Raw genomic sequence first — 6,675 nt, 5'->3', positions numbered from 1 at the left:
GTGGACAGGCTCCGCCAGTTGCGGGCGGCATCCAGCGGACGGCAGAGCGGTCGAGCGACTGGGAGGAACGGGCGGGGCGGGCCGGGACGACACGGCCGCGCCGCGGGGTGACGGGGTGGAACAACGGGGCGCTACCTCTCGAAAGGCGTCGCCACCGGCCGGGCCTTCGGGGTAGCCCTAGCGAGCGAGAGACGGGTGTCTCTCGCCGAAGCCGGGGTACCTTTGGTACCGTCGGAGACGACTGAGTAGACAGCTGAGCAGCCCCCAGACGCCAATCTTGGGCTGCTTTTGCTGTTTCTGGACCTTGGTGACGCCCGTGCGGGCGACCGGATCAGCTTATTCGTCTCCCGGATTCCTCGGACCGTTCAGGTTCCGCGTGTCGGCTGGACAACTCGGCCTCCGCGCGGAGCAGCTCGTCCAGTGCCTGGTCGGCCGACAGGGCGGTGTCCTTGGCGTCGTCCCACCTGCTGAGCGTGGACGCTGCCGCGCGGAGCAGGTCGTCCGGGAGGCCAACGGCGGCCATCGTGTCTGCGGCTTCTTCCAGCTCGGGGCCCCACCGCCAGCCCCGGGCAGCGGTCTTGCCGATGTAGCCCGTCTCCGTCAGGTACGAGCCGGCTCGTTGACCGGCGACATCGAGCAACGCCCGGTCGACACCGTGCTCCCGAGCGAGACCGTAGGACAGTGCGGCCAGCACCCTGGAGACCTTCTGGAACGCGCTGTAGGACACCTTCAGCGCGCTGGCCTGCCCGATCTCCTCGCCCAGTACGTGGGTCGACACCGCAGTGCCGGAGAAGAGCCGCTCGACCAACCCGACCTCGTCCACCGGCCCGGAGAGGTACAGCCGGGGCCGCTTCGTACCGACCGGCGGCGAGCCGACCACCGCACCGTCGACCACCGCGCGGGCCGTCCCGCCGAGCAACTGCGCGATCCGCACCGTCCGCTGCGGACTGATCGCGTTCGCTTCCACGTACAGGCCGGCGAAACCGAGCCCGGCCACATCTCGCGCAACATCCTCCGCCACAGCCGGCGGGCACAGACTGAGCACCACGTCCGCCTGGGCCACCAGCTCATCCAACGTCGGCACCGCCGTCAGACCCACCCGCTCCGCCCTGGCCGCAGTGGCCTCGCTGCGCCCCTGCGGGCACCACAGGACCTGGCCGCTGTTTGCGAGGGCGCACCCCGCGACGGCCGCGCCCATACTCCCGGGATGCAGGACACCGAGCGTGACCCGTCGAACTGTCATTGGGCACCTCGGACGTGGTCCAGGGCGTCCAGGACGTCCAGCGCGACGTAGTCCGGCTCCGCGCCCCCGGGCCACGGCCGACCGTGGGAGACCCAGACGGTGCGCAGTCCGGCCGCGCGGCCGCCGATCACGTCCAGTGCGGGGTTGTCCCCCACCATCCAACCGCCCCGCGCGAGGCTGCTGCCCACGCTCGCGGCAGCCGTTTCGAAGATTGCTGGGTCCGGCTTGCGGGCGCTGGCCTCCTCGGAGATGCACACCCCGTCGACCAGGCCGTCGATGCCGCTCGCCTTCAGCTTGGCGCGCTGGATCTCGCCGCCGCCGTTGGTGACGACGACGACCTGCCACCCGCCGGTCCTGACCGTCTCCAGCGCGTCCGGTACGCCGGGGAAGGGCCGGACCGTTGCCGGGAACTCCGCGTTGTAGCGGGCCCACAGCTGATCGGCGGACTCCGGCAACGGCAACTTGGCGCACAGGCCCTCGAACGTCCGCAGATCCGCGCGGATCCGCATGGCCCCCAGGATCCGGCGCTCGACATCCGGACCCACCCCGTGGGCGGCGCAGTACCCGGAGATCCACGCCGTCACCGCGCCGAGGCGGTCGATCAGCGTGTCGTCGAAGTCCAGCATCAGCAGCCGCTGCCCGCGCTCGGCGAGCGCCTGGCGGATCCGCTCGGCAGCCTGCTCGGGTGACGCCGCATCCGTGCGGACAACCAGATCGAACCGGAATCCGGCGTTGGCCTCCAGGTCCGCCTGCGTGGCATCCCAGGCGGCCAGACGCGCAGCGGTGTCCGTGTCACCCCGGCCCGCCGATCGCTCCGCCGTCGACTCCCTCGGGCACCAAAGCAGCACCGTCAGCCAGTCGGCGGGGTAGCCGTCCAGCACCGTCCGCACCCCATCGATCTGGCCCAGGTGCATCACCGGCACCCCGGCCGCGACCGCGGCGTCCAGCCCCGGTCGGTCCGTCACGTACGTGCTGTCGTACCTGCTGTTCTCGTAGACCACCGCCCCCGCCGTGGCACGCAGCTCGGCGAGGAGCTTTGGCGTCCCCATCCGGTAGCCAGCCGTCCGGCCGGGGCCGATCTTCACCCTGGAGAACAGCGCGAAGACGGGGTCGGCGGTGCTGAGGGCGCCCGTCACCGTGTCTTTCCCGGAAGCCGGCGGCCCGTACAGAATTACCCCGCGCCGCGTCATGCGCGTACCGCCCCGAGTGCCAGCCGTGCCTGGTCGGCCATCGCCACTGCGGCACCATGCCGGTTGTCCACCACCATGTGGTCGACCACCGGCCGGAGCTCCACGTTCAGGCCTGCCACGTACTCCGCCCAGTTGTCCAACTTCCAGGTGTCGCGTGCGGCTGAGCGATAGCTGATGTAGTCCCGCATCGAGTTGATGTCGCACCGTACCCACACCGGTGCCACCGTCACCCCGCGGGCCTTGCAGCGGCTCTCGAGGCGCCTCATCCAGCCTTCATCGCTGAATTCGGCGACGAGGGGCGCGGTGACGATCGAGGAGATGCCGCAGTCGATGTTGGCGTTGACCGCAGCGAGCAGAGATTCGTACTCGAGCGGTCGGACCCTTGAGCGGTAGGTCTCGGTGTGCCGGTCGTTACGGTCCGAGCCGAGAGCGACCAGGAGCGATTCCACGAGGGGGCGGCACATCGGGTCCTTGTCCAGGAGCGGCCATCCGCTGATCTCGGAGAGGAAGCGTGCGAGCTCGGTCTTCCCCGATCCCGCATAGCCGCCGACCAGGATCAGTGTGGGCTGGTGCGGGTCCCCGCCGGTGTGGCGGCGGCGCCAGGCATCCATGATTCGCTGCGAGATGCCGAAGTGATCGGCGCCCGCGATTTTGAGAAGAGCGCGTTCGACAGCGAGGACGTGGGCCCCCGTGTGCTTGTCGTTCGATGATGTCAGCCCAAGCTTGCTCGGCTCTTCGCCGGGCAGGGGGTTGCGGAATCCGAGCTCCCAGTCCGTGATGCCGTAGAGCAAGCAGTACACCCGTTGGTATGCCACGCCCGGGTAGACCTCGCCCTGCTCGTGCTGCCACAAAGTCTGTGGATTGGCGGCGGGCACGTCCTTCAACCGTGCGATGCTCGCAACCTGGCGCAGCTTTTCGCCAGCCTGCTCAAGCGTCAGGCCATGGGCTTCACGCTGCTCTCGCAGTCTGTCAGGGCGCCACCCCGGACGTGCCTTTGCCATGGCCTCTCCCTCGGCTTTCGTCATGGTTGGGAGCCTATGGTTCAAGCTCCGGAACCCATGTGTATGGGGATGTTGAAAACGTGTTGATGGATCTGAGTACGGATCTCACCACAGGGATGTGATGGCCTGTCACCGCAGGGTCGGATTTGATCTGAGTATCGAAATTCGACCCCAAGGGAGTGTCCGTGGATCACGTTCCGAAGAGCGCCTGTTCGACCCGTTCAAGGCGTGCGGTCAATGCGCTGATCTGTGTCTGCAGCTTGATGACCTCGGGCGACGCCGAAGGCTCGCTCGGTGGCGCTTGCCGGACGAAACTGCCCTTGCCCTGGTGCGAGTAGATCAGTCCGGCGGACCGCAGCTCACCAAGCGCCCGCTGCACCGTTCCGGGGGCGAGCTTGTAGTGATTCGCCAGCTCGCGGGTGCTGGGTAGCTTGTCGTCCGGCCGGAGCCTACCCAGACGGATCTGATCGCGCACGTCCTCCACGATCCGCTGGTAGGGCTGTGCGAACTGATCAGTCATGAACCACATCGTAGGGGCACCTCCTCGTCATAGACAGCTTCACCAGCTTAGTTGACACAGGTGGAACTGTATCAGTTAAGCTGGCTAAGCCAACACGGAAGTGCTCGTGAAAACGGCAAGGCCCCGGTGCGCCTGGACAGCTTTCACCGGGGCCTCCACGGACCAGCTCATCAAGGGAGTGATCCGCATGACCAGCATCGCCTACAAGCGTCCGGCCGGCCGCACCGGGGCCACCCTGACGCTCCACCCCCAGCAGCTCAGCGCCCGCAGCATCGTCGACGCCCTCGCCGACCACCGCAGTGCCCCGCTGCAGATCCAGTACGAGGGCCGGGTCCGGTCCCTCATCGCCCGGGACCTCGCGGCCGTCGCCCCGGCCGCCGACGAGACCACGGTGTCGGCGCTCGTCGCCGACGTCTGGCGGCAGGCCGAGGAGCACCTCGCCAAGGCCGGCCGCACCGGCTGGGCCCATCTGTCGTGGTTCGTCCAGAACGCCATCACCCGGCTCGTCGGCGGCGCGCAGCCGCAGATGGCGAGGTGCTGACGATGGCGCAGCAGTCGTTCGACGCGGCGCAGGTCGCCGCCCTGGACGCGGTGATCGCGGAGCGTCTGCGCTCCGCCGCGGAGGCCACCGCGGCCGCGGATCGGGCCCACCGGGAGGCGGACCGGCTGCGCGAGCAGCAGGCCCCGCAGCCGGTGCCGCAGCAGGCGGGGGGTCGGTCCTGATGGGCATCCGCTCCTTCCTGGGCCTCGGCTCCAGCAGCGGCTCGTCCGGCGAGCCCGGCTCCGGGACGTCGACCCGTACGGGCGGGATGTCGGCCTCCGGCTGGCACTCCTACGACGAGGCGACCGCCCGGCGTCACCACCGTGAGGCGCAGGCCCCGGCCGCCCCGGCGGGCACGGACCGGTACGGGCGCCGGGTGGTCTCGGCGGACCCGTACAGCCGGCCTGACTCCGCCCCGCGCCGGAACTTCGGCCGGCCGTACACCGAGCACGCCGACGACGGGGGTGCGCGGTGACCATCGCCAGCAACTGCCGCGCCTTCAGTAACGGCGACGGCAAGGACAAGCCCAAGCCGCCCGCCGACTCGAAGGGGGGCGGCCGGTGATCACCGTCCTCTCGAACCAGGCCGACGAGGCCCTGCGCCGAATGCGTGAGGACCAGGCCCGCAGGGACGCCGCGAAGGCCGGCGGTTCCGGCCCCGGCCAGTAGCCCTCCCCTTCTCCTCTCTATGGAGTTCGGCAGTCTCCCGCCGCCTGCCTCTCGGAACCGTCCTGGCATGCCCATGCCGGTACGGGGCCGGGAGTGGCGCGGCGGGCCCGCCAGGGCCCCGCCACCACCGTTCCCCCGTCCCGCCCCGATCCAGGAGGCACCCGCATGTCCCGCACGCTGACCGGCCGCCGCCAGGCCGAGCACATCGCCCGCACCACGGCCTCGTCCTGGTCCTGGGTCACCGAAGCGCAGGGCCCGGAGCGCGTCCGCCGCGCCGCCGCCCGCCGCCTGGCCCGCCTGACCGGCACCACCCTGGTCCGCTGGGACGGCAAGATCACCGACGCCGACTGGCAGACCCTGCTGGCGGCCGGCGCCGACGCGCTGCTCGCCCAGGCCGACGACGACGAGGACCGGCCGGTCAGCCTGGACCTGGTCGACGCCGCCAAGGAGTTCGCGGCCGAGGCCGCCGCCGCGGCCGACACCGTGCTGGAGCGCACCACCGTCCTGCCGGACGCGGACCTGCCGGTGCCCGGCCGGTTCGTCGACGCCGCGGCCGCCGAGCCCGAGCGCCTGCCCGACGAGCAGCAGTCGGTCGAGCGCTGGTCGCCGTTCGAGGGCGGCCCCCGCTGGATCTGCCCCTCCGGCCGCTACGGCGACGGCTCCTACCCCACCGCTCCGCACTAGCCCTGCGGCGCACGGCCGGCACCACCCCGTCGCCCGCCCGGGCCCCTGTCCCACCGGCTCCCGCCCGGAGCTGCCCTGACCGCACGGCCGCCCGAACGGCGCCCGCACCGGTGAGGGGAGCCCCGGGACCACCCAGGTCCCCTCCACCACGAAGGAGACCCGCCGATGTTCGAGCGTCTGCGCAAGGCCGCCGCCAACACCGTGACCGAGCTCCAGGGCCACCGCGCGCTCACCCGCGACATCGAGGCCGCCGTCGCCGCCGGCGACCAGGAGGCCGCCGACACCTTTCGCACCGGGACCCTCGCCGCCGCGCTGACCGCCCGGGGCCGCGACGCCCGAGGCGAGGAGATCAGCGACTACGTCGACAAAGTCCTCACCGCCGACGGCAACGCCGACGCCGCCGAGCGCCTGCGCTGGCTCCACCGTCGCCGCTGACCCCGCGTCGACACGAAGGCCCCCCGGCGCCGGACCGGCCCCGGAGACCGACACCCCTCAGGAGAACCCCGTGATCATCAACCGCATCGAAGGCGCCGTCATCCCCGGCAGCGTCATTCAGACCCCGGAAAGCACCACCTCCTCCGGCGCCTGGGGCGACGTCGTCAACAGCATCACCAACGTCCAGGTCGTCGGCGGCGCGGTCATCCAGGCCGGCGTCCTGCTGAACACCCTGAACAGCGTCGACCCGGACTGCGGCGACGGCGGCTGGTCCCGCGCCGCCCGTGCCGAGCTCGCCGCCGACCTCGACCTGGCCGCCGTCAACGACGCGGCCGCCGCCGCCGAGGGCAACGCCGTTGCCGCCGACCCCGCCGCCGCGCCCGCCGCCCGCCC

At 71.2% G+C, this 6,675-nt stretch carries 10 protein-coding genes; 6 read left to right on the top strand and 4 right to left on the bottom strand.

Features of this window, described 5'->3' with window-relative positions; all coding sequences use genetic code 11:
* Positions 1-331: 331 nt before the first annotated feature.
* From BU198_RS13160 to BU198_RS13145, 4 genes are all read right to left on the bottom strand, one after another.
* Complete coding sequence (locus BU198_RS13160; protein WP_188297035.1) at positions 332-1,243, bottom strand: NAD(P)-dependent oxidoreductase; 912 nt, start codon at positions 1,241-1,243, stop codon at positions 332-334.
* Entirely contained in the window at positions 1,240-2,379 is a 1,140-nt protein-coding gene (locus tag BU198_RS43785; protein WP_317620100.1) for an HAD-IA family hydrolase, read from the bottom strand. Before BU198_RS43785 ends, BU198_RS13160 begins: the two co-directional genes overlap by 4 nt.
* Before the next feature lie 50 nt (positions 2,380-2,429).
* Positions 2,430-3,458, bottom strand: a complete 1,029-nt coding sequence (locus BU198_RS13150; protein ID WP_223244323.1) for an AAA family ATPase — start codon at positions 3,456-3,458, stop codon at positions 2,430-2,432.
* Positions 3,459-3,624: 166 nt separating this feature from the next.
* A complete protein-coding gene (locus BU198_RS13145; RefSeq protein WP_188297033.1) occupies positions 3,625-3,954 on the bottom strand; it encodes a GntR family transcriptional regulator in 330 nt (109 codons plus the stop codon).
* Positions 3,955-4,141: 187 nt separating this feature from the next.
* On the opposite strand from BU198_RS13145, the gene BU198_RS13140 reads away from it, so the two are divergent.
* From BU198_RS13140 to BU198_RS13115, 6 genes are all read left to right on the top strand, one after another.
* A complete protein-coding gene (locus BU198_RS13140; RefSeq protein WP_188297032.1) occupies positions 4,142-4,495 on the top strand; it encodes a hypothetical protein in 354 nt (117 codons plus the stop codon).
* 2 nt (positions 4,496-4,497) lie between these two features.
* Positions 4,498-4,677 carry a hypothetical protein gene (locus BU198_RS13135; protein ID WP_188297031.1) on the top strand — a complete coding sequence of 60 codons (180 nt, stop codon included), beginning with the start codon at positions 4,498-4,500 and terminating at the stop codon, positions 4,675-4,677.
* Complete coding sequence (locus BU198_RS13130) at positions 4,677-4,970, top strand: hypothetical protein (RefSeq protein ID WP_188297030.1); 294 nt, start codon at positions 4,677-4,679, stop codon at positions 4,968-4,970. The genes BU198_RS13135 and BU198_RS13130 overlap by 1 nt, the downstream gene beginning before the upstream one ends.
* Before the next feature lie 358 nt (positions 4,971-5,328).
* A complete protein-coding gene (locus BU198_RS13125) occupies positions 5,329-5,847 on the top strand; it encodes a hypothetical protein (protein WP_188297029.1) in 519 nt (172 codons plus the stop codon).
* 165 nt (positions 5,848-6,012) lie between these two features.
* On the top strand, positions 6,013-6,282 hold the full coding sequence (locus tag BU198_RS13120; protein ID WP_188297028.1) for a hypothetical protein: 270 nt from the start codon (positions 6,013-6,015) through the stop codon (positions 6,280-6,282).
* Between the two features lie 70 nt (positions 6,283-6,352).
* A partial coding sequence (locus BU198_RS13115; protein WP_223244322.1) for a hypothetical protein occupies positions 6,353-6,675 on the top strand: 323 nt, incomplete at its 3' end.

It is taken from the genome of Streptomyces sp. CBMA156, from assembly GCF_014596515.1.
GTDB lineage: Bacteria > Actinomycetota > Actinomycetes > Streptomycetales > Streptomycetaceae > Kitasatospora.
The sequence above is the reverse complement of the archived record's forward strand: the minus strand, read 5'-3'. Positions and strand labels throughout refer to the sequence as shown.